Source organism: Serratia sp. JSRIV002 (assembly GCF_019968725.1).
Classification (GTDB): Bacteria; Pseudomonadota; Gammaproteobacteria; order Enterobacterales; family Enterobacteriaceae; genus Chania; species Chania fonticola_B.
The window spans coordinates 2,162,247-2,187,687 of sequence record NZ_CP074143.1 but is presented as its reverse complement, the minus strand read 5'-3'; the positions used below and the strand labels follow the sequence as shown (position 1 = coordinate 2,187,687).

At 54.3% G+C, this 25,441-nt stretch carries 17 protein-coding genes; 6 read left to right on the top strand and 11 right to left on the bottom strand.

The features are described from left to right. Window positions 1-9: 9 nt before the first annotated feature. The 6 genes from ycaO (at window position 10) to KGP26_RS10105 (ending at window position 9,033) form a co-directional block, all read left to right on the top strand. Complete coding sequence (gene ycaO, locus KGP26_RS10130; RefSeq protein WP_071680745.1) at window positions 10-1,773, top strand: 30S ribosomal protein S12 methylthiotransferase accessory factor YcaO; 1,764 nt, start codon at window positions 10-12, stop codon at window positions 1,771-1,773. Window positions 1,774-2,222: 449 nt separating this feature from the next. After that, on the top strand, window positions 2,223-3,083 hold the full coding sequence (gene focA / locus KGP26_RS10125; RefSeq protein WP_024484609.1) for a formate transporter FocA: 861 nt from the start codon (window positions 2,223-2,225) through the stop codon (window positions 3,081-3,083). Between the two features lie 60 nt (window positions 3,084-3,143). Then, window positions 3,144-5,426, top strand: a complete 2,283-nt coding sequence (gene pflB / locus KGP26_RS10120; RefSeq protein ID WP_021804926.1) for a formate C-acetyltransferase — start codon at window positions 3,144-3,146, stop codon at window positions 5,424-5,426. A 309-nt stretch (window positions 5,427-5,735) separates the two neighbouring features. Then, window positions 5,736-6,476 carry a pyruvate formate lyase 1-activating protein gene (gene pflA, locus KGP26_RS10115; protein WP_024484611.1) on the top strand — a complete coding sequence of 247 codons (741 nt, stop codon included), beginning with the start codon at window positions 5,736-5,738 and terminating at the stop codon, window positions 6,474-6,476. Between the two features lie 440 nt (window positions 6,477-6,916). Next, entirely contained in the window at window positions 6,917-7,537 is a 621-nt protein-coding gene (locus KGP26_RS10110; protein WP_223665363.1) for a carbonic anhydrase, read from the top strand. After that, on the top strand, window positions 7,534-9,033 hold the full coding sequence (locus tag KGP26_RS10105) for a SulP family inorganic anion transporter (protein ID WP_179247829.1): 1,500 nt from the start codon (window positions 7,534-7,536) through the stop codon (window positions 9,031-9,033). Before KGP26_RS10110 ends, KGP26_RS10105 begins: the two co-directional genes overlap by 4 nt. A 33-nt stretch (window positions 9,034-9,066) precedes the next feature. Here the strand turns inward: KGP26_RS10105 and KGP26_RS10100 are convergent, their stop codons facing one another. The 11 genes from KGP26_RS10100 to KGP26_RS10050 all read right to left on the bottom strand — a co-directional run bounded on the left by KGP26_RS10100 (window position 9,067) and on the right by KGP26_RS10050 (window position 25,437). Next, complete coding sequence (locus KGP26_RS10100) at window positions 9,067-10,212, bottom strand: MFS transporter (protein WP_179247828.1); 1,146 nt, start codon at window positions 10,210-10,212, stop codon at window positions 9,067-9,069. A 121-nt stretch (window positions 10,213-10,333) separates the two neighbouring features. Further along, entirely contained in the window at window positions 10,334-10,900 is a 567-nt protein-coding gene (napF, locus tag KGP26_RS10095) for a ferredoxin-type protein NapF (RefSeq protein ID WP_059200388.1), read from the bottom strand. Beyond that, window positions 10,900-11,508, bottom strand: a complete 609-nt coding sequence (gene dmsD / locus KGP26_RS10090; protein WP_021804934.1) for a Tat proofreading chaperone DmsD — start codon at window positions 11,506-11,508, stop codon at window positions 10,900-10,902. Before dmsD ends, napF begins: the two co-directional genes overlap by 1 nt. A gap of 48 nt (window positions 11,509-11,556) precedes the next feature. Then, a complete protein-coding gene (locus KGP26_RS10085; RefSeq protein WP_223665362.1) occupies window positions 11,557-12,417 on the bottom strand; it encodes a DmsC/YnfH family molybdoenzyme membrane anchor subunit in 861 nt (286 codons plus the stop codon). A 1-nt stretch (window position 12,418) separates the two neighbouring features. Beyond that, on the bottom strand, window positions 12,419-13,036 hold the full coding sequence (locus tag KGP26_RS10080; RefSeq protein WP_021804936.1) for a DMSO/selenate family reductase complex B subunit: 618 nt from the start codon (window positions 13,034-13,036) through the stop codon (window positions 12,419-12,421). 10 nt (window positions 13,037-13,046) lie between these two features. Continuing rightward, window positions 13,047-15,497 carry a dimethylsulfoxide reductase subunit A gene (gene dmsA / locus KGP26_RS10075; RefSeq protein WP_223665361.1) on the bottom strand — a complete coding sequence of 817 codons (2,451 nt, stop codon included), beginning with the start codon at window positions 15,495-15,497 and terminating at the stop codon, window positions 13,047-13,049. Window positions 15,498-15,708: 211 nt separating this feature from the next. After that, window positions 15,709-18,159: a selenate/tellurate reductase subunit YnfE gene (gene ynfE / locus KGP26_RS10070; RefSeq protein ID WP_094982383.1), complete on the bottom strand. Its 2,451-nt coding sequence runs from the start codon at window positions 18,157-18,159 to the stop codon at window positions 15,709-15,711. A gap of 261 nt (window positions 18,160-18,420) precedes the next feature. Continuing rightward, window positions 18,421-19,713: a serine--tRNA ligase gene (gene serS / locus KGP26_RS10065; RefSeq protein WP_021804939.1), complete on the bottom strand. Its 1,293-nt coding sequence runs from the start codon at window positions 19,711-19,713 to the stop codon at window positions 18,421-18,423. Window positions 19,714-19,821: 108 nt separating this feature from the next. Next, entirely contained in the window at window positions 19,822-21,165 is a 1,344-nt protein-coding gene (locus KGP26_RS10060) for a replication-associated recombination protein A (RefSeq protein ID WP_223665360.1), read from the bottom strand. Window positions 21,166-21,172: 7 nt separating this feature from the next. Next, window positions 21,173-21,784, bottom strand: a complete 612-nt coding sequence (lolA, locus tag KGP26_RS10055) for an outer membrane lipoprotein chaperone LolA (protein ID WP_024529867.1) — start codon at window positions 21,782-21,784, stop codon at window positions 21,173-21,175. A 185-nt stretch (window positions 21,785-21,969) separates the two neighbouring features. Next, a complete protein-coding gene (locus tag KGP26_RS10050) occupies window positions 21,970-25,437 on the bottom strand; it encodes a DNA translocase FtsK 4TM domain-containing protein (RefSeq protein WP_223665359.1) in 3,468 nt (1,155 codons plus the stop codon). Between the last annotated feature and the right edge of the window lie 4 nt (window positions 25,438-25,441).

Genomic DNA, 25,441 nt, shown 5'->3' with positions numbered 1-25,441 from the left:
GTGAAGACAATGACGCAAACTTTTATTCCTGGCAAAGACGCTGCGCTGGAAGACTCCATCGCCCGTTTTCAGCAGAAATTAACCGATCTGGGTTTCAATATCGAAGAAGCCTCCTGGCTGAATCCGGTGCCACACGTCTGGTCAGTGCATATCCGCGATCGCGATTGCCCGCTGTGCTTCACCAACGGTAAAGGTGCCAGCAAAAAGGCCGCGCTGGCTTCCGCGCTGGGCGAGTATTTCGAGCGCCTGTCGACCAACTATTTCTTCGCCGATTTCTATTTGGGCCAACAGATTGCCGAAGGCGATTTCGTTCACTATCCCAATGAGAAATGGTTCCCGATCCCGGCTGACAACTCACTGCCACAAGGCATCCTGGATGAGCGCACGCACGCTTTCTACGATCCGGAGCAGGAACTGACTGCCAGCGATCTGATCGATCTGCAGTCTGGCAATAGCGATCGTGGCATCTGCGCCCTGCCATTCACCCGCCAGTCAGATCAGCAGACCGTTTATATTCCGATGAACATCATCGGCAACCTGTACGTGTCCAACGGCATGTCCGCTGGCAATACCGCCAACGAAGCGCGGGTTCAGGGCCTCTCCGAGGTGTTCGAGCGCTATGTGAAAAACCGCATCATCGCCGAGTCCATCAGCCTGCCGGAAATCCCGAGCGAAGTGCTGAACCGCTATCCTGACGTGGTTGAGGCGATCGCCAAGCTGGAAGCCGAAGGTTTCCCGATCCTCTCTTATGATGCTTCGTTAGGCGGCAACTACCCGGTGATCTGCGTGGTGTTGTTCAACCCTGCCAACGGCACCTGCTTTGCCTCCTTTGGGGCTCACCCTGATTTCGGGGTCGCGCTGGAGCGTACGGTTACCGAGCTGCTGCAAGGCCGCGGCTTGAAAGATCTGGATGTGTTTACCGCCCCAACCTTCGACGACGAAGAAGTGGCCGAGCATGCCAACCTGGAAACTCACTTCATCGATTCCAGCGGTTTGATCTCCTGGGATCTGTTCAAACAGGATGCCGACTATCCGTTTGTCGACTGGAGTTTCAGCGGCAGCACGCAGGAAGAGTTCGCCACCCTGATGAGCATCTTTAATAAAGAAGATGCCGAAGTGTACATCGCCGATTACGAGCACCTGGACGTGTACGCCTGCCGTATCATCGTACCGGGGATGTCCGACATCTATCCGGCAGAGGATCTGCTGCTGGCAAACAACAGCATGGGCGCGCACCTGCGTGAAACCCTGCTGCAACTGCCGGGCAGCGAGTGGGAGCCGGAAGAGTACCTGGCTCTGATCCAGCAGTTGGATGATGAAGGGTTGGACGATTTCACCCGCGTACGTGAATTGCTGGGCATTGCCTCTGGTAAAGACAACGCCTGGTACACCCTGCGCGTTGGCGAACTGAAATCCATGCTGGCATTGGCCGGTGGCGATCTCGAGCAGGCACTGATCTGGGCCGAGTGGACGCAGGAGTTCAACGCCTCGCTGTTTACCCCAGAGCGCAGTAACTACTATCGTTGCCTGCAGACACTGCTGCTGTTGGCGTTGGAGCCAGAACGCGATCCTGCCCAATATCACACGGCCTTCGTGAAGATGTATGGTCAGGATGCAGTTGACGCTGCCTCTGCGGCCATGAGCGGCGAAGAGCGCTTCAACGGCCTGTTTGCCATCGACAGTGAATTGAAAGCCCTGCCGGCCCACCAAGCGCTGTTGGCGGCTTACGAAAAGCTGCAAACTGCCAAACGCCGTCACTGGGCGCAGGCATAAGCCTGATTGATACGCCGGTAGAACCTTACCGGCGTTACTCCCAAAGAAGCAGCCTTGACCCGATTGCCGATCAAAAAACAGGCAAACCCTGACGTTGAATGTTTTTATCAAAAGCGCACTTATCAGCCAACAGGATAATTAAATCGCCAATTGTTACGTCAGCGTGAAATATTAATTAACCATCAATTAATGCTTATTCATCAAAAAGCGACAATAAGTACAAAAATTTAACCCTTCCCAGTCCAAAACGCCGTTAACTTCAAAATTTTTTGTAAACATTAAAAAATATTTTTTACATTAAAATCAATAATATAACTCAATAAACCCTACTAAATTTGCGGTTTTAAGCCGTTTTACTTCCGCGCGTTATGATCCAAGTCAATTTTTACCCTATACTGCTTTGCTAGTATCTCAGTGTGTTGTAATAACCCTTAAGAGCGAGAGTTAGTGTGAGAGCTGACAACCCCTTCGATATGCTGTTACCTGCCGCGATGGCGAAAGTTGCCGAGGATGCGGGGGTGTATAAAGCCACCAAGCATCCGCTGACGACTTTTTATTTAGCGATCACCGCAGGTGTGTTCATTTCTATCGCCTTTGTTTTTTATATCACAGCGACCACCGGCACCGCCGCCATTCCTTTCGGCCTCGCCAAGCTGGTGGGTGGTATCTGCTTTTCCATGGGGTTAATGCTGGTCGTCGTCTGCGGGGCGGACCTGTTTACCTCCACCGTACTGACCGTGATTGCCAAAGCCAGCGGGCGTATTACCTGGGGGCAATTGGCTCTTAACTGGTTAAACGTCTATATTGGCAACCTGATTGGTGCCCTGTTCTTCGTTGCGCTGATCTGGTTCTCAGGCGAGTATATGGCGGCCAATGGCCTGTGGGGTTTGAACGTATTGCAAACCGCCGACCATAAACTGCACCACACCTTTATCGAAGCCGTCTGTCTGGGCATTCTGGCTAACCTGATGGTTTGCCTGGCCGTCTGGATGAGCTACTCCGGCCGCAGCCTGATGGACAAGATGTTCGCCATGATCCTGCCGGTAGCCATGTTCGTTGCCAGCGGCTTTGAGCACAGTATCGCCAACATGTTTATGATCCCTATGGGTATAGTGGTTAAGCACTTTGCCACGCCAGAGTTTTGGCAAGCCGTGGGGGCAGCACCCGAGCAATTCGCTCATCTGACCGTAAGCAACTTTATCATCGACAACCTGATCCCCGTCACCATCGGTAACATCATTGGCGGTGGTCTACTGGTTGGGTTGACTTACTGGGTAATTTATCTGCGTGGCGGCAAACAGAATCACTAATCTGTTGGCTGGCACGGCGCCGGGTTTACAAAGAAATCCACATTAGAAGGTAGGTGTATAATGACCGAACTTAACGAGAAGTTAGCGACCGCTTGGCAAGGTTTCAGCGAAGGTGACTGGCAGAAAGAAGTCAACGTACGTGACTTCATCCAGAAAAACTACACTCCTTACGAGGGTGATGAATCCTTCCTGGCTGGCGCAAGTCAAGCCACTACCACTCTGTGGGACAAGGTTATGGAAGGGATCAAACTGGAAAACCGCACCCATGCGCCAGTTGATTTCGATACCAACGTCGTCTCCACCGTGACTTCTCATGATGCGGGCTATATCAACAAAGATCTGGAGACCATCGTTGGTTTGCAGACTGATGCTCCTCTGAAGCGCGCGCTGATCCCATTCGGCGGCATCAAGATGGTTGAAGGTTCATGCAAGGTTTATGGTCGTGAACTGGATCCACAAGTGAAGAAAGTGTTCACCGAATACCGCAAAACCCACAACCAGGGCGTATTCGATGTTTACACCAAAGACATCCTGAACTGCCGTAAATCTGGCGTGTTGACCGGTCTGCCAGATGCGTATGGCCGTGGCCGTATCATCGGTGACTACCGTCGCGTTGCTTTATACGGTATCGACTTCCTGATGGCCGACAAGCTGAACCAGTTCAAGTCTCTGCAGACTCGTCTGGAAAATGGCGAAGATCTGGAAATGACCATCCAGCTGCGCGAAGAAATTGCTGAACAGCACCGCGCCCTGGGGCAGATTAAAGAAATGGCCGCCAAATACGGCTACGACATTTCCGGCCCAGCCAGCACCGCTCAAGAAGCCGTGCAGTGGACCTACTTCGGCTACCTGGCCGCGGTGAAATCCCAGAACGGTGCAGCCATGTCCTTCGGCCGCGTATCTACCTTCCTGGACGTGTTCATTGAGCGCGATATCAAGGCCGGTAAACTGACCGAACTGCAGGCGCAGGAACTGATCGACCACCTGGTCATGAAACTGCGTATGGTTCGCTTCCTGCGTACTCCTGAGTATGATGAGCTGTTCTCTGGTGACCCAATCTGGGCAACAGAATCCCTGGCAGGTATGGGTGTTGATGGTCGTACGCTGGTGACCAAAAACAGCTTCCGCTTCCTGAACACGCTGTACACCATGGGGCCATCTCCAGAGCCAAACATGACCATCCTGTGGTCTGAAAAACTGCCGTTGAACTTCAAAAAATACGCTGCGAAAGTGTCTATCGACACCTCCTCCGTACAGTATGAAAACGACGACCTGATGCGCCCAGACTTCAACAACGATGACTATGCCATCGCCTGTTGCGTCAGCCCGATGATTGTCGGTAAGCAAATGCAGTTCTTCGGTGCACGTGCCAACCTGGCGAAAACCATGTTGTACGCAATCAACGGCGGCGTTGATGAAAAACTGAAAATGCAGGTTGGCCCGAAAGAAGCCCCAATGATGGACACCGTACTGGACTATGACAAAGTCATGGAACGTATGGACCACTTCATGGACTGGCTGGCCAAGCAGTATGTGACCTCGTTGAACATCATTCACTACATGCACGACAAGTACAGCTATGAAGCTGCTCTGATGGCTCTGCATGACCGTGATGTTTATCGTACCATGGCTTGTGGTATCGCGGGTCTGTCCGTAGCAGCCGACTCCCTGTCTGCCATCAAGTACGCCAAAGTATCCACCATCCGTGACGAAGACGGCCTGGCTGTCGACTTCAAAATCGAAGGTGAATACCCGCAGTTCGGTAACAACGATTCTCGCGTAGATGACATCGCTTGCGACCTGGTAGAACGTTTCATGAAGAAAATTCAGAAACTGCGTACCTACCGTAATGCGGTACCAACTCAGTCCGTGCTGACCATCACCTCTAACGTGGTTTATGGTAAGAAAACCGGTAACACCCCAGATGGCCGTCGTGCTGGCGCTCCATTTGGTCCAGGTGCCAACCCAATGCACGGCCGCGATCAGAAAGGTGCTGTAGCCTCTCTGACTTCCGTAGCCAAACTGCCGTTTGCCTATGCGAAAGATGGTATCTCTTACACCTTCTCCATCGTGCCTAACGCGTTGGGTAAAGATGACGACGTGCGTAAAGCCAACCTGGCGGGTCTGATGGATGGTTACTTCCACCACGAAGCGTCCATCGAAGGTGGTCAGCACCTGAACGTGAACGTGATGAACCGTGAAATGCTGCTGGACGCGATGGAAAACCCTGAGAAATATCCTCAGCTGACCATCCGCGTATCGGGTTACGCAGTGCGCTTCAACTCGTTGACTAAAGAACAGCAACAAGACGTGATTACTCGTACTTTCACCCAGTCGATCTAATCGCGGTTTCTCCGGGGCGGATCGCTCTGCCCCGCTGAACAAGTGTTACCAAGGCCGGATATTCCGGCCTTTTTACTAAGTACTCCCTGACTCTGGTCTTGAGTCTGTTTTGCCAGGTATCTACGCTGCTGCTTAGCCTGTGATGGGTATATACTGCATGGATATCTGGCAAAACAGTGAACCGGTACGTAACCGGCCAACAGGAATCGTTTTACCTGGCGCCTTTTTTCGCCACATCGTTGATCCCTGCCTGGCGGTTACCAGCCTATTGTAGACTGCGTTTGACAGTCGATTTTGGAGAAACCCGCAATGTCCTTGAAAGGCCGCATCCACTCTTTCGAATCCTGTGGCACCGTTGATGGCCCTGGTATCCGCTTTATCGTGTTCTTCCAGGGTTGCCTGATGCGCTGCCTGTACTGCCATAACCGCGATACCTGGGACACCCACGGCGGCAAGGAGGTCACGGTTGAAGAGCTGATGACTGATACCGTGGCCTACCGTCACTTTATGAACGCTTCCGGCGGCGGCGTAACGGCGTCCGGCGGCGAAGCGATCCTGCAGGCCGAATTTGTTCGCGACTGGTTCCGCGCCTGTCACAAGGAAGGGATCAGCACCTGTCTGGACACCAACGGTTTTGTCCGCCGTTATGACCCGGTGATTGATGAGCTGCTGGATACCACCGATCTGGTGATGCTCGATCTGAAACAGATGAATGACGATATTCACCAGAACCTGGTGGGAGTTTCCAACCATCGTACGCTGGAGTTTGCTCGTTATCTGGCCAAACGTAATCAACGCACCTGGATCCGCTACGTGGTGGTGCCAGGCTGGTCTGATGATGATAAATCGACGCATCTGCTCGGTGAGTTCACCAAGGATATGACCAATATCGAGAAGATCGAGCTGTTGCCTTACCACGAACTGGGCAAGCACAAATGGATCGCGATGGGTGAAGAGTACAAGTTGGACGGCGTTCATCCGCCTAAGGCCGACACCATGGATCGCGTGAAGGGGATCCTGGAAAGCTACGGCCACAAAGTGATCTATTAAGCTCCCACAGATGCCCTATCCTTCTTCCTGTTAGCGGTCTCTTGATCAGGCCCCCTGCTCAAGAGACTTCGCAATATTGCGGTTGAACTGCTTCTTTGCAAAATGCAATTAATAAATAACACTTAACAAAGAAGGGGTTGCAGGGGAGATATTGGTCTTTTAAAGATTAACCAGACTTAAATATCGATTATTATAACAATTACAGATAATTACCTTACTCACTTACCTGCTCCAGTTTGATTCCCGCATAGATTAAATTACTTTCCCCCCATCTATCTTTACTTATTCATAAGATAAATTTACATATTACCTGCTTAGTATAACTGCGTCGTTTGAGTCAAACATCAGCAATGCTGGTAGAAACGACGGTGGTTTACGCGTCAGCGCTGAATTCTACAACAGCTGGTCATGGCCGATTAATACCAACAAAGGGACATGTTATGAACTCCTTGAATCATCTATTAGTAAGAAACCGTAGCTGGGCAACAGAACAGCAATGGCGGGACCCGAGTTACTTCTCACAGCTTGCAAAATCTCAGCACCCTGAAATTCTATGGATAGGCTGCTCTGACAGTCGAGTCCCTGCTGAAACTATCGTGCGTGCACAACCCGGCGAGCTATTTGTCCATCGTAATATTGCTAATATAGTCGAAGAACAAGATGATAATTTGATGAGTGTGGTGCAATACGCCGTAGAACATCTTGGTGTAAGCAGCATCGTCATTTGCGGGCATTACGGTTGCGGTGGGATCCAGTCAGCTTTAAGTACTCGAAACGTTCCAGTAAAAGACTCATTAACACGCCGTCTTGCATCTCTGCGCTTCTCTCTGGCCCCCCATCTGGTCACTCTAAAACCTCCCGAAAATGAAGAAACTGAGTATTTGAAAAAGGCCGTGTATGCCAACGTACAGGTACAACTGAATAAGCTCAGTAAAACCGCCATAATCCAGAGAGCCTGGCAGCAGAATAAAGCATTGACGCTATTTGGTTGTATTTACGATATGCACACGGGATTCCTGAATGTACTGGCGCAATACCCCGACGACGGAGCGATATCATGAGATACGCTAATGTGCGCTTTGATCTTCCGGCTGGATTAGTCGTATTCCTGGTCGCTCTGCCACTGTGTCTGGGGATCGCTCAAGCCAGTGGAGTTCCACCCTTCGTGGGTTTACTGACTGGGATCATCGGCGGGCTCCTTGTCACACTACTCAGCCCTTCCCCTTTTTCCGTTAGCGGGCCTGCGGCCGGGTTGGTCACTATTGTTACTAGTGCAATCGTTTCTTTGGGCGATTTTCCAACCTTCTTGTTCGCGTTGCTACTGTCAGGAATATTTCAATTTGTCTTTGGTATGCTACGCAGTGGCCAATTGGCGGCACTGATCCCCAGTGCGGTGATCCACGGTATGTTGGCAGGTATTGGCATCCTACTTATTTTACAGCAGTTACCACTGGCTATGGGATACCCTGTAGGTCATGGGCTGAGCGAAGACATCACTTTGCAGCAACTACAAGCAGACATTACCCCGGCAGCCATAATAGTCAGCATCGGGGCGCTACTGCTTATCAAATTCTGGGGGAGCTCTTCTGTTAAGCAGCGCCTGCGGCTTTCCGCATTACCGGGCCCTCTGATTGCCGTTTTATGGGGATGCTTATTTGTCTGGCTCGCACAGTATTTGTCACCCGAGCTGGCAAACCTGGCACGCATTGAATTGCCTGCGCTGACAAGTGTGGAAGCATTACAATCTCAACTCTCTTTTCCTAACTGGCAAGCTTGGCGTAATCCTACGGTCTATGTGATTGCCATGACTATTGCCATCGTCGGCAGTTTGGAAACGCTGCTCAGTCAGGAGGCATTGAAGAAAATTGCCCCCATGACGCCAGAACCAAGTGCCGATAAAGAGCTACGTGCGCAAGGGGCCGGTAATATGCTAAGTGGCCTGATAGGGGGCTTACCTATCACCTCTGTGATAGTAAGAAGTTCTGCCAACGTGCAGGCTGGTGCGCAAAGTCGCCTGTCAATCCTCATCCATGGGCTATTATTACTGTTCAGTGCGGTTCTATTTACTGATTTACTTAACAATATTCCCTTGGCGAGTTTAGCGGCAATTTTGATTTATACTGGCTTTAAGCTGGCACATCCAAAAATTATCTTATCGCTATGGCGGCAAGGCTTACAACAATTTATCCCCTTCACCGCCACCCTGTTCGGTATTTTATTTCTCGGTATGTTAGAAGGGATCGCGCTTGGACTCGTTGTACAACTGGCAGGAAGTTTGTATCAAAGCAACCGCAACGCCCTGCGGTTGACGCATTACGACAATCACTACTTAATCAAATGTCAGCAAAACCTGACCTTTCTGAACAAGATGCGATTAAAACATTTATTGGGACAAATCAAGCCGGATAGCGAAGTGATCATAGATTGTGAAGGTATCGACTATCTGGATGATGATATTCGCGAAATGCTCAATGAGTACCGATATAGTGCAGCTAAAAAAGGGATAAAAATTAGCCTGCACTTATCGGAAGATATCTTGGTACGCAATATCAATTAATTGCCCGCCACTCGAAAGATCGGTCTTTCATGTTCAGGCCGCAGCCAACGGGGTGTGGTGATGGTCAGGTTTCTTCAGCAGCATCATCAAATAAACCAACGCCACCCCCGCAATCATCACAAACAGCAGCCGATCGGAGTAGCTCTGCATCAGCATCGACGTCATCGCGGGCCCTAGCAAGCTGCCGACGGTATAGCTCATCAACAATGTCTGGTTCATCGCCACCAACTGATGCGGCAGCACCTTTTCGCAGGCCCAGGACATCGCCACCGGGTATAAGGTAAAACCAGCACAGCCCAGAATAAACAGCGCCGGAGCCATTGCATAGTTACCCAGCATCGCGATGCTGGCAAGGATCACCACGAACACCTGAATGCGCAGCACCAACAGGCGGCCATAGCGATCGGCCAAACGCCCTATAGGCCACTGACCCACGATGCCGGAACTGACCAGCAGCGCCATCCAGTAACCCACGTTGGCATCACTCATCCCCTGATGGTTTAAATACAGCGGCATCAGGCCGTACAGCGAACCCAGCACGATCCCCGAGATAATACAGCCGTTGATGCCCAACCGGGCGTCACGACGTTTAAACATCTGCCAGATTGAGGCCTGCTGTGGCTCATCATCTTGGTTATTAACCCGCGCAAACAGCATCGGCAACATAGCGGCCATCACAACGGCGGTCACCCACGGCACCACATCCAGCAGCTCGGTTGAAACACTGCTTAGCAGCAACTGCCCCGCAACCGTACCGAGGTAGTAAACTATCATATACGCCGCCAACAGTTGGCCACGGTTACTCAAATTACCGCTGCGCAACAGCGCGCTTTCAACGATCACCCAAATCCAGGCACACCCTACCCCGGCAAAGAAGCGCCAGCCGATCCAGCTCCAGAAGTCCAGCGACAGCACCATACCCACGGTAGCGAAGGCAAAGACCAGACAGGCAAGATGATAGCTGCGGGTAAAGCCAATCCGCTTGATCAGTTTGCCCGCCACCAGCGTTCCCATCAGGTTCCCGGTAAAGTAAGACGAACTGACCACTCCCACTTGCCAGGTTGGCAATTGAGCATGGGTTAACCAGAGGGGAACCAAAGTGTTCAAAACGGCGATGGAAACCGTAAGCAGCAATAGGCCGCAGAGCAACATAAGCACTGGGCGAGAATATGCGGACATAGTGAAATTGAAACCGAACAGACAGAGTAGAGTGCGCGCATCATGCCACTGGCGATAAAAAAGTCAATCGGCGGTTAACGGGCGATCGCACAATATGTTTAACAACGGGTTAAAACTGGCTTTATAGCTGTTCCGGCAACGATTTTTCACCCGAAGCTGCCAGGGAAATATGCCCGTGAAAGCAGGATAGCTTGCAGAGCCCGCAGCCATTACACAGCGTATCGTCACACTGCAATTGGCGGGCACCGTTTTCAGAAAGCTGGAAGGATAAAGCCTGTTGCGGGCAGTTGATGGTACACATCCGGCAACTGTCCTGGCGCCCCAGGCAGCTATGGCTGATTTGCGGGCGCAGCAGCGTGTCGCAGGGCATTTTGTCACGCAGCGCCCCGGTTTGGCAGGCGGCGGTGCATTTGCGGCAGACATCACACTCGGTGAAATCGATGCTCAATACCGGCTTGCCTTGCTCGAGGTTCAATAAACCGTACGGGCAACTGCTCACGCAACCGCCACAGCCGTTGCACAACGCGCTGAACAACGCCTCCGGCAAAGCCTGAGGTGGACGAGCCACCGCAGGCAATGTCACAGAGGGCGTATCCTGTTCCGGCAAGGCTTTACTACGATCCAGCCAACCAGTCAGCAACCGGCGGCGGCTATTGCCTTGCGCAGATAACTGCTGGTCGTTGTTCATTAGAAATACAGCTCCAGGCTCGGCACCGGTGACGGGCACTCTTCCGCCCAGGCTGCCAGCGTGATTTGTGCCAACTGAGCCACACCTTGATAGAACGGATGTCCGGCATGTTGCTGCAGCAGCTCCAGATAACGCGGAGCCCACGGAAGAATGTGCAGCGCAATCAGCCCGGAAATCATTTTGTGCTGCTTCTCTTCGGCCAACCAGGCCGCCATCATCAGCAAAGTGCCAATATGGTCTTCCGGTTCATTCTGGTCGCGCTGGGCTTCGATACCGTTCACCCGCAGCCATTGGCGCAGGCGCAGCGTCGAATCACCAAACAGCACGCTCTCTCTATCCAGATAGACCGAGCCCCAAGGCGGAGCAACCAGCGTATGCGGGCCAACAAACAGGCGTTGATAAGCTTCTGACAGCGTCTCTGGCTGGTTTCCAGTCAAACCTTCCGCAATCAGGGCTGCTGCCTCTTGAGCGCCTTCATAAGGCCATTCGGTCAACCACTGCGGGTCGGCCAGGGAGTCCAGTAAAGGCTGGCACTCTTTGCTCTCCGGTGGGGCATACAATAAAACACCTAGCACACGGCCAGTCAGGGCAATTTTTTCAAGCATCATAACTTGGGGCTTCTCCAGGGGCGCAGCCAGGCCGCGCCCAGATTAACGTTAGCCAGCCACGGCCATGCCAACGGTCATATGCAGGCCGTAGAACACGCCACGGCCAATCAACTCACCGGCAAAGACTAACACAAAGCCCAAGATCAACCCCATGACACTGGCGTTACCACGGCGCAACTGCGGGCAAATCCAGCAACCCAGGCCGAGAACCAGCAATACCAGCCGCCATACCATCAGTTGACCGTATTCCGGGATCAGCGCCGACGCCTGCTGTACCGAGCTGCTGATGGTCACCAACTCACTGCCCTGCAACAGCGCCGAGCACAGGCTAAGCAGCAGCGCCAGCACGCTGATCATCATCAATTGACCACGACCAGCCACTTGCAGACCGGCGGCCCGCAGCAGCAACACGCCCAACAGCGGCCCGCCGATAAACACCGACAGGAAGAAGTTCAGCGTGGTGTAACCGTTGTGCCAAGTCGGTACGGTATCAATCTGGTAGACACGCGTCATGGCGTAGACAAACAGCAGGCCTAGCACCATGGTAAGCACCAGCCAGGCTTTACCCAGCGCCGGCGGCATTTTTTTCAACACGGCCAGCAGCCAATAGAGGCCACCAACCGCAAAGAATACAGAACCGCTGGCGATTTCATTACTCAACGCCGACTCACCGATGCGATTGAGCGAGTTAAAGGCCCTGATCGGCGTCCCCAGGTGCATCACGGAGGCGATAAAGGCGATCCCCATCAGCAACCACAGGAAAAACATAGAACCGTGTACCGCCTTGCTCTGGCGATCGGTCAAATTACCGGCGATCAACGCCAGCCCCATTACGATGACGCCGCCCACCACAAACTGCCCTAATACGGTGAACACCATCAGCGGCCATTCATGCCATCCCGTTCCCATTTTAAACCTCCTTCGGATTAGCCAGATGGCCGGTAGTGTCACCACTCGGGCGGCTGTTGGCGTTAGGTTTCAGTACGATGCACGGTTTGGTGAAATGCGCGGCCGGTAACGGTGCCACTTGCGCCAGGGTGCCATGTTGTTTACGCAGTTCGTCGATCGGGCCAAAGTCCAGGGCACGCAGCGGGCAGGACTCGACACAAATCGGCTTTTGGCCAACGGCGACGCGTTCGTAGCAGCCATCGCACTTGGTCATGTGGCCTTTCGCTTCGTTGTACTGCGGTGCGCCGTATGGGCAAGCCATATGGCAGTAGCGGCAACCGATACATATCTCTTCGTTCACCACCACAAAGCCGTCTTCCCGCTTGTGCATGGCGCCACTTGGGCACACTTTGGTGCAGGCCGGATCTTCGCAGTGGTTACAGGCGATCGACAGGTAATAGGCAAACACGTTCTGGTGCCAGCTATCGCCGTCCTGCTGCCAGTCGCCCCCGGCATACTCATAGATGCGGCGGAAGCTGACGTCCGGGGTCAGGTTTTTATAGTCTTTGCAGGCCAGCTCGCAGGTTTTGCAGCCGGTGCAACGACTTGAATCAATGTAGAATCCATATTGCGTAGTCATCAGCTACTCCTTAAAGTTTGGCGACCTGGACCAGATTGGTGTGAGAAGGATTGCCCTTGGCCAGCGGCGACGGGCGCTGGGTGGTCAAGACGTTGATACTGCCAGCATGATCGATACGGCTACCATCTGGCGCATACCATGCTCCTTCGCCCATTGCTACCACGCCCGGCAACATGCGCGGCGTCACCTTGGCATTAATACGTACCTCACCCCGATCGTTGTAAATACGGATCAGGTCTCCGTTGGCTATGCCGCGGGATTGCGCATCAATCGGGTTGATCCACATCTCCTGGCGGCAAGCGGCCTTCAGCACGTCGACGTTGCCGTAGGTAGAGTGGGTTCTGGCCTTGTAGTGGAAACCGGTCATCTGCAATGGATATTTGCCGCTTAACGGATCGTCGAGGCTTTCGAAACCGGCCGCATACACCGGCAGCGGATCGATAACGTCGTCCTTGGATAATTCCCAAGTCGCTGCCAGCTCTGCCAATTGGGCAGAATAGATCTCGATCTTGCCTGAAGGCGTTTTCAGTGGATTAGCCTGCGGATCGGCCCGGAATGCTTTGTAAGCCACATGGTGACCATCGGGATCGCGCTGCTTGAAGATCCCTTGCTTGAGGAACTGTTCAAACTCCGGTAGCGCCGGAATGGCTTCGCGGGATTGCTGATAAAGGTGACGCAGCCACTCTTCCTGAGTCCGCCCCTCGGTGAAGGCCTGCTCAACCCCCATACGCCGGGCGATCTCGCTGGTCATTTCATAAATGTTCTTACATTCAAACTGCGGCTTGATCGCCTGATCGGCGAAGATGACGTAGCCCATATTGCCGCTTGAGGCATCCAGGCAAAAGTCCATCTGCTCAGAGGCGGTGCAATCTGGCAGCACCAGATCGGCATATTTCGCCGACGAGGTCATGTGGTTATCGATTACCACGATCATCTCGCACTTCTTCTCGTCTTGCAGAATGTCATGGGTACGGTTGATTTCTGAGTGCTGGTTGATCAGACAGTTACTGGCATAGTTCCAGATAAACTTGATCGGCACGTCCAACTTGTCCTTGCCCTGCACGCCGTCACGCTTGGCGGTCATTTCCGGCCCACGCAGAATGGCATCGGTCCACATAAACATGGAGATGCTGGTTTTAACCGGATTCTCCAAGGTCGGCATCCGAACAAACGGCAGGCCGTAGGAGCCTTCGCGCGCCCCCGTGTTACCGCCATGGATCCCGACGTTACCGGTGAGGATCGGCAACATGGCGATGGCGCGTGAGGTCAATTCACCGTTGGCATGGCGTTGCGGCCCCCAACCTTGGGAAATGAACGCCGGTTTGGTACTGCCAATTTCGCGCGCCAGTTTGACGATGCGATCGGCCGGGATACCGGTAATTTTTGAGGCCCAGGCAGGCGTTTTCTCAATGCCGTCTTCACCTTGGCCCAGGATATAGGCCTTATAGTGCCCATTAGCTGGAGCCCCCGCAGGTAAGGTTTTTTCGTCGTAACCCACGCAGTATTTATCCAGGAACGGCTGATCGACCAAGTTCTCGCTGATTAACACATGCGCCAACCCGGCAACCAGTGCCGCATCGGTGCCAGGGCGAATAGGGATCCACTCGTCTTCCCTACCGGCAGCGGTATCGGTGTAGCGCGGATCGATCACAATCATGCGCGCATTCGAACGCTTACGCGCCTGCTCCAGCAGGTAGGTGACCCCACCGCCGCTCATGCGGGTTTCGCCTGGGTTATTGCCGAACAGCACCACCAGCTTGCTGTTTTCGATGTCCGTCGGGCTGTTACCGTCCGCCCAACCGCCATAGGTATAATTCAGCCCCATGGCGATCTGCGCGGTGCTGTAGTCACCATAGTGGTTCAGATAGCCGCCGCAACAGTTCATCAGACGCGCGATCAACGTAGAGCCCGGTGGCCAAGAGCGGGTTATTGTGCCCCCCAAGGTGCCGGTGCCGTAGTTCAAATAGATGGCTTCATTGCCATAGTCTTTGATGATGCGCTTCATGTTGTCAGCGATCAGCGTGTAGGCTTCATCCCAGCTTATCTGCTTGAATTTTCCTTCGCCCCGCTTGCCCACGCGGAGCATGGGGTACTTCAGGCGGTCCGGGTTATACACGCGGCGGCGCATTGAGCGCCCACGCAGGCAGGCACGAACCTGATGCAACTCTTGGTACTCATCGTTGCCAGTATTATCAGTTTCGACATATTTGATCATACCGTCGACCACATGCATCCGCAGGGGACAACGGCTACCGCAGTTTACCGTACAAGCACTCCACACCACTTTTTCTTCGGGTTTGGCAAGGGCGGATGTCGGAGAGGTTTCAGCGTTGGCACGACGGCTGAAAGGCAGGGAAACGCCACCAACGGCAAGGGCAAGCCCGCCAATGGCACTATTTTTGACCAGCTTTCGTCTGGAACACTGAAAGCCGGTTAGAGGTTTTTTGGGGGACTCGCTCATAATATTTCGCTCTGGGTTGCTTCAATCAGCCAGGGGTATGGCTACAGGAAAATCTGCAATCAACTACGCAGATCGGTTTTAAAATGGCAGGTAATGGTTTTTTTATTTTGACCTGCTCTAGGTGGAACTATCCTCCTAAATAGGTAGTTCCACCTTGTTCACAATCAATAAATAGTTGATATCACTGCCATTGTTGATAATGATTATTATTTCATACCTTTTCGATCTCGATCAGATTGGTATGCTGCGGGTTACCTTTCGCCAGCGGCGATGGCCGGTGGGTGGTGAGCGTATTCATGCAGGCACCGTGATCGATACGATCGCCGTTCATGTTGGCCTGATGCCAGGCTCCTTGCCCCATAGCTACCACGCCTGGCATGATGCGCGGTGTCACCTTGGCGGCCACGCGAACTTCGCCACGGCCATTGAATACCCGCACCGTTTCGCCGCTGGCAATGCCGCGCTGGCTGGCATCCAGCGGGTTAATCCAGACCTCCTGCGGGCAAGCCGCCTGCAGCACATCGATATTGCCGTAGCTGGAGTGGGTCCGGGCCTTATAGTGGAAACCGAACATTTGCAGCGGGTAGGTGTTACGCAACGGATCATCCCAACCTTCAAAGGTTGAGGCGTAGACCGGCAGCGGGCTGATGGTCTCGTCCTTCTCCAGCTCCCAACTGTTGGCGATCTCTGCCAACTTGGCAGAATAGATCTCGATCTTGCCTGAAGGCGTTTTCAACGGGTTAGCTACGGGATCGTCACGGAATTTTTTATAGGCCACAAAGTGCCCATTCGGGTCTTTACGCTTGTAAATCCCCATGCTGCGCAAGGCTTCATAGGAAGGTAGCTGCGGGTCCTTCGCCAGCATTTTGGCGTACAGGTATTGCAGCCACTGCTCCTGGGTGCGCCCTTCGGTAAATTTTTGGTGTACCTCAGGCCCAAGGCGACGCGCCACCTCGCTCATCACTTCATAGATAGGTTTACGCTCAAACTTGGCAGAAGTGGCCGGCTGGATAAAAATCAGGTAGCCCATATTGCCGGCATAATCGTTCGGGATGATGTCCTCCTGCTCGACCGTCATCAGATCCGGCAGCAAAATATCGGCGTATTTCGCCGAAGAGGTCATAAAGTTTTCCAGCACCACGATCATTTCACACTGGGAGTCATCCTGCAGAATGTCGTGGGTTTTGTTGATATCGGAGTGCTGGTTGGTAATGGTGTTACCGGCATAGTTCCAGATGAACTTGATCGGCACGTCCAACTTGTCTTTGCCGCGTACCCCATCACGTTTGGCGGTCATTTCCGGGCCACGGGCGATGGCATCGGTCCAACTGAAGCAGGAAATCTGCGTTTTTACCGGATTTTCCAGCACCGGCATCCGCTCTATGGTGATGGTATAGGTTGATTCACGCGCACCGCTGTTACCGCCGTTAATCCCTACGTTGCCGGTCAGGATAGGTAGCATGGCAATGGCCCGCGAGGTGAGCTCACCATTTGCCTGGCGCTGTGGCCCCCAACCTTGAGAGATATAGGCCGGTTTGGCACTGCCAATCTCACGTGCCAGCTTGATGATACGCTCGGCCGGAATGCCGGTGATCTGCGATGCCCACTGTGGGGTCTTCTCAACGCCGTCCTCGCCCTGCCCCAGGATATAGGCCTTATAGTGGCCGTTGGCAGGTGCACCGGCGGGTAAGGTTTTTTCATCGTAACCCACGCAGTAATTATCCAGGAACGGTTGGTCGACCAAATCCTCGCTGATCAACACATGCGCCAATCCGGCGACCAGTGCAGCATCTGTACCAGGCCGGATCGGGATCCACTCATCTTCCCGCCCAGCAGCCGTATCCGTATAACGCGGATCGATGACGATCATGCGCGCGTTTGAACGTTCCCGTGCCTGCTCCAGAAAGTAGGTGATACCACCGCCACTCATGCGGGTTTCCGCCGGATTGTTGCCGAACAGCACCACCAGCTTACTGTTTTCGATATCAGAGGTGCTGTTACCTTCATTGCTGCCGTAGGTATAAGGCATGGCGCAGGCGATCTGGGCGGTACTGTAGGTGCCATAGTGGCTGAGAAAACCGCCGTAACAGTTCATCAGGCGGGCGACCAGCGAGGCATAGGGTGAAGAACGGGTAATATTGCCGCCGACAATGCCGGAGGTGTAGTTGATGTAAACCGCTTCATTGCCGTATTTGGCGACGATACGTTGCAGGTTGGCGGCAATTTCGCTGTAAGCCTCTTCCCAACTGATGCGTTTGAATTTGCCTTCGCCACGTTTGCCGACGCGTTTCATCGGGTAATTCAGTCGTTCCGGATGGTTCATGCGCCGCCGTATGGAGCGGCCACGCAGACAGGCACGCACCTGGTGGTTGCCGTAAACATCATCGCCCGTGTTGTCGGTTTCCACCCAGTAAACTTCATCATCGCGCACGTGCAGCCGCAAGGCGCATCGACTGCCACAGTTAACCGAGCAAGCTCCCCACACCACTTTATCCTGCGGCACGGGTTGTACCGCGGTGCCGACCGTTTCTGCCACGGCATGACGGCTAAAAGGCAACGAAAAACCGCCAGCAGCCAGGGTCAAACCCGCTACCGTGCCGGATTTCATTAGCGTACGGCGGCTGATACCGTTGGATGATGTTGCAGATTTTTGCTTCGACATAGCTCACTCCAGGTCTTGCCCGAACAACGGGAAAAGTCATGCCTTGGTCGGCAGAGACAGGAGGAAGCTGAATTAGTGCTGGGTGGTTTGATGTGGAAAAATAATTCCCCCTCCATAGGTAAGGATATTACTCACAAGGAGGTAAGAAACTTTGTCTGCTATCAATAAATGGTGCTTTCATTCGTAAATAAAAAACATTCATACAAAAAAAGCGCCCGTAGGCGCTTTCGATACACTATTTCGTTACCACTGTGAGGTGGGTTAACCGATATATTCCAGGCCGCCCATGTAAGGGCGCAATGCTTCTGGCACCTGAATACGGCCATCTGCCTGCTGGTAGTTTTCCAGCACGGCAACCAGAGTACGGCCTACGGCCAAACCAGAGCCGTTCAGCGTGTGCACCAGGCGTGGCTTCTTCTCGGTCTTGCTGCGGCAACGAGCCTGCATACGACGAGCCTGGAAATCTCCCATATTGGAGCAGGAAGAGATCTCGCGATAGGTGTTCTGCGCAGGCAGCCACACTTCCAGATCGTAGGTTTTACAGGAACCAAAACCGATATCACCGGTGCACAGCAGCACTTTACGATATGGCAGGTTCAGCAGCTGCAGCACTTTCTCCGCATGGCCGGTCAACTCTTCCAGCGCATTCATCGAGTCTTCTGGGCGCACGATCTGGACCATTTCGACCTTGTCGAACTGGTGCATACGGATCAGGCCACGGGTGTCACGCCCGTAAGAACCGGCTTCTGAACGGAAGCATGGTGTATGCGCGGTCATCTTCAGTGGCAGATCTTCTTCATCGAGGATCTCGTCACGCACCAGGTTGGTGACTGGCACTTCCGCAGTTGGGATCAGCGCATAGTTGCTGCTTTCTGATTCCTCTTCCAGCGGTTTGGTATGGAACAGATCTTCACCAAACTTCGGCAACTGGCCAGTCCCGTACAGCGTGGCATGGTTCACCAGATAGGGCACGTAGGTTTCCAGATAGCCGTGTTGTTCCGTGTGCAGATCCAGCATGAACTGGGCCAACGCACGGTGCATACGAGCCATTTGACCTTTCATTACCACAAAGCGCGCACCGGTCAGTTTCACCGCTGCGGCAAAGTCCAGCCCACCGGCCATTTCGCCCAGCTCAACGTGATCGCGTACCGGGAAATCGTACTGACGCGGCTCGCCCCAGCGGCAGATTTCCAGGTTTTCGCTATCGTCTTTACCATCCGGCACCGCATCGTCCGGCACGTTCGGCATCACCAACGCGTAATCACGGATCTCGTTCTGCAGCTTATCCAGTGCGGCCTTGGCAGCATCCAGCTTGTCACCCAGTTCGTTCACTTCGCGACGCAGTGGCTCGATATCTTCACCGCGCGCTTTGGCCGCGCCGATGGATTTCGATCGGGAGTTACGTTCTGCCTGCAGTGTTTCAGTTTCTACCTGCAGAACCTTACGGCGCTCTTCTTGCGAACGCAGCAGATCCAGATCGAGTTTAAAGCCTCTGCGAGCCAGTTTTACGGCGACTGCGTCTAGCTCATTACGCAGCAGATTGGGATCGAGCATGCTAATCCTGTGCTTGTTGTTATTGAAAGAGAAATTGTGTTTTATGCCGCAACGGTATAGCCGCATAAAAGAAGTGTGATACCCGCTAACCTTACCGCAACGGCAACGCTAGCGGTAGCGTTTTGTCTGGCTATTTTGATCCTGCTCAGCCAGCCATGCCAACTTTTCACCGATTTTGCCTTCCAGCCCGCGCGAGGTTGGATGATAGTAGCGCGTGGTGGCCATTTCTGCCGGGAAATAGCTCTCTCCGGCCGCGTAGGCGTTGGGTTCGTCATGGGCATAGCGGTATTCTGCGCCCAGACCCATTTCTTTCATCAGCTTGGTCGGTGCGTTACGCAGATGCTCCGGCACGTCATAGTCCGCCATCTCTTTGGCATCACGCATGGCGGCTTTAAAAGCGGTATAGACGGCGTTGCTTTTTGGCGCACAGGCCAGATAAACGATCGCCTGTGCGATGGCGCGTTCCCCTTCCGCGGGGCCAACGCGGGTGAAGCAATCCCAGGCGGCAATGGCCACCTGCATTCCGCGTGGATCGGCGTTGCCAACGTCTTCAGAGGCAATGGCCAACAGGCGGCGCGCCACATATAGAGGATCGCCACCAGCAGTAATAATACGTGCATACCAGTACAAGGCGGCATCCGGTGCCGAGCCACGCACGGATTTATGCAGCGCTGAAATCAGATCGTAATAGCGATCGCCTTTGTTATCGAAGCGCGCGCTGCGTTCACCGGAGACCTCTTTGAGCAGCTCCGGGGTTAATACCCGCATGCCTTTGCCGTCGATTTCCGCCATATCGGCCATCATCTCCAGGCTGTTCAAGGCGCGGCGGGCATCGCCACCCACCAGTTCTGACAGCATGCGCTTGGTTTCCGGCGGCAGCGCGATGTTATGATCGCCAAAACCTCGTGCCTTGTCTTCCATGGCCTGATCCAGCACTTGGCCGATGTCGTCCGCCGTCAGCGCTTTGAGCAGATAGACCCGCGCGCGTGACAGCAACGCCGAGTTCAGCTCAAAGGAGGGGTTTTCCGTGGTGGCGCCGATGAAGGTAATGGTGCCGTCTTCGATATGTGGCAGGAAGGCATCCTGCTGGCTTTTATTGAAGCGGTGGACTTCGTCAACAAACAGGATGGTACGGCGGCCTGCATCGCGGTTTTGCCGGGCGCGCTCGATAGCTTCGCGGATCTCCTTGATGCCGGAGGTTACCGCTGAGATGCGCTCAACATCGGCCCGGCCATAGCGGCCAATCAACTCTGCCAGCGTCGTTTTCCCGGTTCCCGGCGGCCCCCACAGGATCATAGAGTGCAACTGCCCAGCCTCGATGGCGCGTGGCAACGGCTTGCCCGGGGCCAGCAAATGCTGCTGGCCAATGTATTGTGCCAACGTGGTTGGCCGCATACGCGCGGCCAGTGGCTGGAACTCATTATGGGAAAAATCGAGTGACATGTTGCTCACGTAGACCTCACTGGCGCTGGTCGTCCAGCGTCACCCCCTTCGGTGGGGTAAATTTGAATTTGGCAGCATCAACGCTGCTGCTCTGCTGGCTCTTCAACTGATAAGCGCTACGCTGGCCATCTTGCTCAACCGCAGCAAAGCTCTTGATGGTGCCGCTATTGGTCACGGTGATGGCAAACTGCTTCAGATTACCGCTGCTGGCCTTTGGCGTCAGTTCGAAATCATCGCCCTTCTGCTTCACGTTGTATTTTTTCCAGTCGTTAGCATCGTTACGGGTGATCAGCATAAAGGGCGTATTGCCAGTGGCGTTCTTCAGCCAGGTGGCCGTCACCTGCTCGACGAACGGGTTGTAGAACCACAGGGTCTCGCCGTCCGAAACCAGCACGCTCTCATCCGGCGAGGTCATGTGCCAGTTAAACAGATTGGGGCGTTTTACCCATAATTCGCCTTCCCCTTGCTGCACAGCAGCGCCGTCACTACTGGTGACAGATTGGGAGAAGCTGGCATGGAAACTGTTTACTTTCGCCAGACGACTTTGCAAATCTTGCGCAGCATCCGCCAACACGGAAGTAGACGCGAATCCCGAAAGCAGACAACAGGCCATCAACAGTTTTTTCATTATTTCAGCTACCTTATGAAATGCGTTTACCGCAAGCTGGGTCAATATAACCCTGAACACCTCCACTCTACCCGAAGCGCTCGGCCGACAGCCAGAGCACGATTCCGATAAAGCAGGGGTTTACGCTTCTTTGCACAAGGGCCGCAAAGCGGCCCTTTTATGATGGTTACAGCGCCTGATGGCAATCAATCATGCCGTGGCGGGGCAAGCACCTCACGGTTACCGTTATGCCCCTGCTCGCTGACAATGCCCTGCGCTTCCATCTGTTCGATGATACGCGCGGCGCGGTTGTAGCCGATGCGGAACTGACGCTGTACACCGGAAATCGAAGCGCGGCGTTTATCCACCACAAACTCGACCGCCTGATCGAACAGCGGATCCAGCTCTTCGTCACCGTCCAGACCACCGCCTGCGCCACCCTCACCGTCTTCACCGGCGCTGAGAATACCCTCTTTATACTGCGGCCGCTCACGCGCTTTCCAGTCTTTGACCACGGCATGAACTTCCTGATCGCGGACAAACGCCCCGTGCACACGCACCGGTATTGAAGAATTCGGCGCCAGATACAGCATGTCACCCATCCCCAGCAAGGATTCCGCTCCGCCCTGATCGAGAATGGTGCGGGAGTCGATCTTGCTCGATACGGTAAAGGCGATACGCGTCGGGATGTTGGCCTTGATCAAACCGGTGATCACATCCACCGAAGGACGCTGGGTTGCCAGCACCAGGTGGATCCCCGCAGCACGCGCTTTCTGTGCCAGACGAGCGATCAGCTCTTCAACCTTTTTGCCCACCGTCATGATCAGATCGGCAAATTCATCCACCATCACCACGATGTACGGCTCTTTTTCCAACACCGGCGGCGTGATATCCATGCTGTCGCTTGGCTTCCAGAACGGATCCGGGATTGGCCGCCCCATCGCCTCGGCCTGATCGACCCGCTCGTTGTAGCCTGCCAGGTTACGAACCCCCAGGGCAGACATCAGCTTATAGCGGCGCTCCATCTCGGCCACGCACCAACGCAATGCATTGGCGGCGTCTTTCATGTCGGTAACCACATCGGTCAGCAGGTGTGGGATGCCTTCGTAGACCGACAGTTCCAGCATTTTCGGGTCGATCATGATAAAGCGCACTTCTTTCGGCGTGGCCTTATACAGGATACTGAGGATCATGGCGTTGACCCCAACCGACTTACCGGAACCGGTGGTACCGGCCACCAGCAGATGCGGCATTTTACCCAGATCGGCGACCACTGGCTGACCCGCGATATCTTTACCCAATACGATCGCCAGAGGCGATGGGTTGTCGCGGAAGGCTGGGCAATCCAGCACTTCGCGCAGATACACGGTTTGCCGTTTGACGTTCGGCAGTTCCAGGCCGACGTATGGCTTACCCGGGATCACTTCCACCACACGCACGGCGGAAGTTGACAATGAGCGGGCCAGATCGCGCGACAGGTTGGAGATACGCGCGGCCTTGACGCCAGGAGCCAAATCCAGTTCGAAGCGGGTAATGACCGGACCAGGCAGAATATCGACCACGTCGGCCTTGACGCGGTAATCCGCCAGGCTGGCTTCCACCAGCCGCGCTTTCTGTTCCAGCGCAAAGGTATCGACCGGTTCGACCTCTTTCGGGGCCTCGGTCAACAGATCCAGCGTTGGCAGTGGCGTAGTCGGTTTCTGCAGCGGCATATCATTACGCATCAGGAATGGATGGATCAGGCTGTCCATCGCTGGTGCTGGCGGTTGCTGCTGAACGGGTGGCTGATAAATCTGTTGCGGCTGGTAACCAGGCGCAGGGTTAGTTTGCGGACGCGGCGCCTGATAAGCGGGCACCTCAGGCTCAAACTGCCCGAACGGCACATCATCTTCCAACTCGCTTTCCAGCTCGATGCTATCCTCAAGCTGTGGCGACAAGGTAAACAGCGGCTCGGTTGGGCCGTCATCCACCAGATCTGCCATCGGTGAGAAACTGTAGGCCTGGCGGGTATCCACCGGGCGAGTTACCGGAGCTGGTTCTGGTTCAGGCTGCGGTTCTTCTACGCCATAGCGAGCCTGTTGCTGCGCGGCAAATGCCTGACCGAGTTCGGCCTCACGCTGCGCATCTTCGTCATCTTGTTGTTCTTGCGAATACTCTTCGCCATAGCGCTGGCTTTGCTGTTCGGCAAAGGCTTGACGCAATGCAGCTTCTTGCAGGACTTCATCTTCTTCCTGCGGGTTGCTGAACGGTTCTGGCTGAGGTTCATCCCCACGGTTGCGCTGCTCCTGCTCCGCGATCCGCTGCGAAGGCAGCTTGATGCCGTAGGAGGCCAGCTCACGCCGGGTTGGAATACGCACCGGATTTGGCCGTGGCAGTTCCGGGCCGATGCCCTGCTTGATCTGCGAGCTCGCATCACTGGTGGCTGTAAACGCAGGCATGAAGGTGTTGTTCACCGCGCCAGCGGTTGCTGTGGCTGCGGCAACCGCCGCTGGCTTCACTACCTCTCTGGCGCTGAAACCCGTTGAGCCAATAACATCGTCGCTATCCCGCTGAGCCGCAGAGAAATCAAACGGTGACGGCTCTGGTTTTGGCGTAACGGGGGTCTGCCAGTCACCCAGGCGCGGCTCATGTTCCTCACGATAAGGCTCCGTTACGCGCGTCGTTCTCGGTGCCGGTGTCTCTTCAGGCAGTTCAAACGAATACAGCGGCGGCGTGTCTTGTGGCTGCGCAGGGGTTAATGGATGCTGATTGATGGAAGCAGGCGCTGTCGGGGCAACGGTGACCGGAGCCTGAACGGCCGCTTTCGGCATTACCGGGATATCAGTAACGACCGGCGCTGGCTCGGCAAGCGGGAGGTCATCATCGCTGGCACGCAACCCACTTAATAAAGGATCTGCGGCATCTTGCGCTGCTTCTTCGGCGGTTTCGGTCACGGAAGAGGCAGAGAACAACGCGTCGTCCTCATCTACTGCCAGAGCAGCAGGTGCCACAGGTTGGCCGCTTTCTTCGCGATCGTCGAACACGACATCGTCATCGTCGTGATAGCGGTCTTCACGGCGTGAACGGTTAGTCATAAAGGTAGCGGCGCCCAGCACGACACCACCAATTTTTTCCGCAATCACCAGCCATGACCAACCGGTGAACAGCGTCAGCCCCACTGCCCAAATGCCGAGCAGCGCCAAAGTGGCGCCAATGCCGTTAAACCACGGCAACATGGCATTGCTTAGCAGGCTGCCAATCACCCCGCCGGAAGCGAAGTAATAGAGATCGTCAACGTTCAACGCCGCCAGGCCACACGAGGTAAGCACCAGCGCCAATGTGCCGATCAAACGTAACGAGAGCCCAAAGAAATCGACGTAATCGCCGTTATCGCGCCGACGGTAACCAGACAGGCACAACACCAGCATAATCGGTGGGATCGCATAGGCAAGGACCCCAAAGGTGAAGAACAACGTGTCGGCCAACCATGCGCCTACCCCGCCGCCCAGATTGTGGATAGGCTCATGCCAGGCAGTTTGCGACCAACTAGGATCGGAAGGATTGAAACTGACCAATGCAGCCATAAGGTAAACGGCAAAAATTGCCACCACGATCAACACAGCCTCGAGCAAACGTCGCCCACTGCTGAGTTTTTTCAGGGTAACTTCTTTATCTTCTGTGTATTCCTGGCTCAAGAAA

Bases quoted from the DNA above. Each gene is read 5' to 3' on its own strand.
- serS (WP_021804939.1), bottom strand. From the start codon at position 19,713: ATGCTCGATCCCAATCTGCTGCGTAATGAGCTAGACGCAGTCGCCGTA.
- ycaO (WP_071680745.1), top strand. From the start codon at position 10: ATGACGCAAACTTTTATTCCTGGCAAAGACGCTGCGCTGGAAGACTCC.
- KGP26_RS10080 (WP_021804936.1), bottom strand. From the start codon at position 13,036: ATGACTACGCAATATGGATTCTACATTGATTCAAGTCGTTGCACCGGC.
- dmsA (WP_223665361.1), bottom strand. From the start codon at position 15,497: ATGAGCGAGTCCCCCAAAAAACCTCTAACCGGCTTTCAGTGTTCCAGA.
- lolA (WP_024529867.1), bottom strand. From the start codon at position 21,784: ATGAAAAAACTGTTGATGGCCTGTTGTCTGCTTTCGGGATTCGCGTCT.
- KGP26_RS10105 (WP_179247829.1), top strand. From the start codon at position 7,534: ATGAGATACGCTAATGTGCGCTTTGATCTTCCGGCTGGATTAGTCGTA.
- pflA (WP_024484611.1), top strand. From the start codon at position 5,736: ATGTCCTTGAAAGGCCGCATCCACTCTTTCGAATCCTGTGGCACCGTT.
- dmsD (WP_021804934.1), bottom strand. From the start codon at position 11,508: ATGATGCTTGAAAAAATTGCCCTGACTGGCCGTGTGCTAGGTGTTTTA.
- napF (WP_059200388.1), bottom strand. From the start codon at position 10,900: ATGAACAACGACCAGCAGTTATCTGCGCAAGGCAATAGCCGCCGCCGG.
- pflB (WP_021804926.1), top strand. From the start codon at position 3,144: ATGACCGAACTTAACGAGAAGTTAGCGACCGCTTGGCAAGGTTTCAGC.
- KGP26_RS10100 (WP_179247828.1), bottom strand. From the start codon at position 10,212: ATGTCCGCATATTCTCGCCCAGTGCTTATGTTGCTCTGCGGCCTATTG.
- KGP26_RS10110 (WP_223665363.1), top strand. From the start codon at position 6,917: ATGAACTCCTTGAATCATCTATTAGTAAGAAACCGTAGCTGGGCAACA.
- KGP26_RS10085 (WP_223665362.1), bottom strand. From the start codon at position 12,417: ATGGGAACGGGATGGCATGAATGGCCGCTGATGGTGTTCACCGTATTA.
- ynfE (WP_094982383.1), bottom strand. From the start codon at position 18,159: ATGTCGAAGCAAAAATCTGCAACATCATCCAACGGTATCAGCCGCCGT.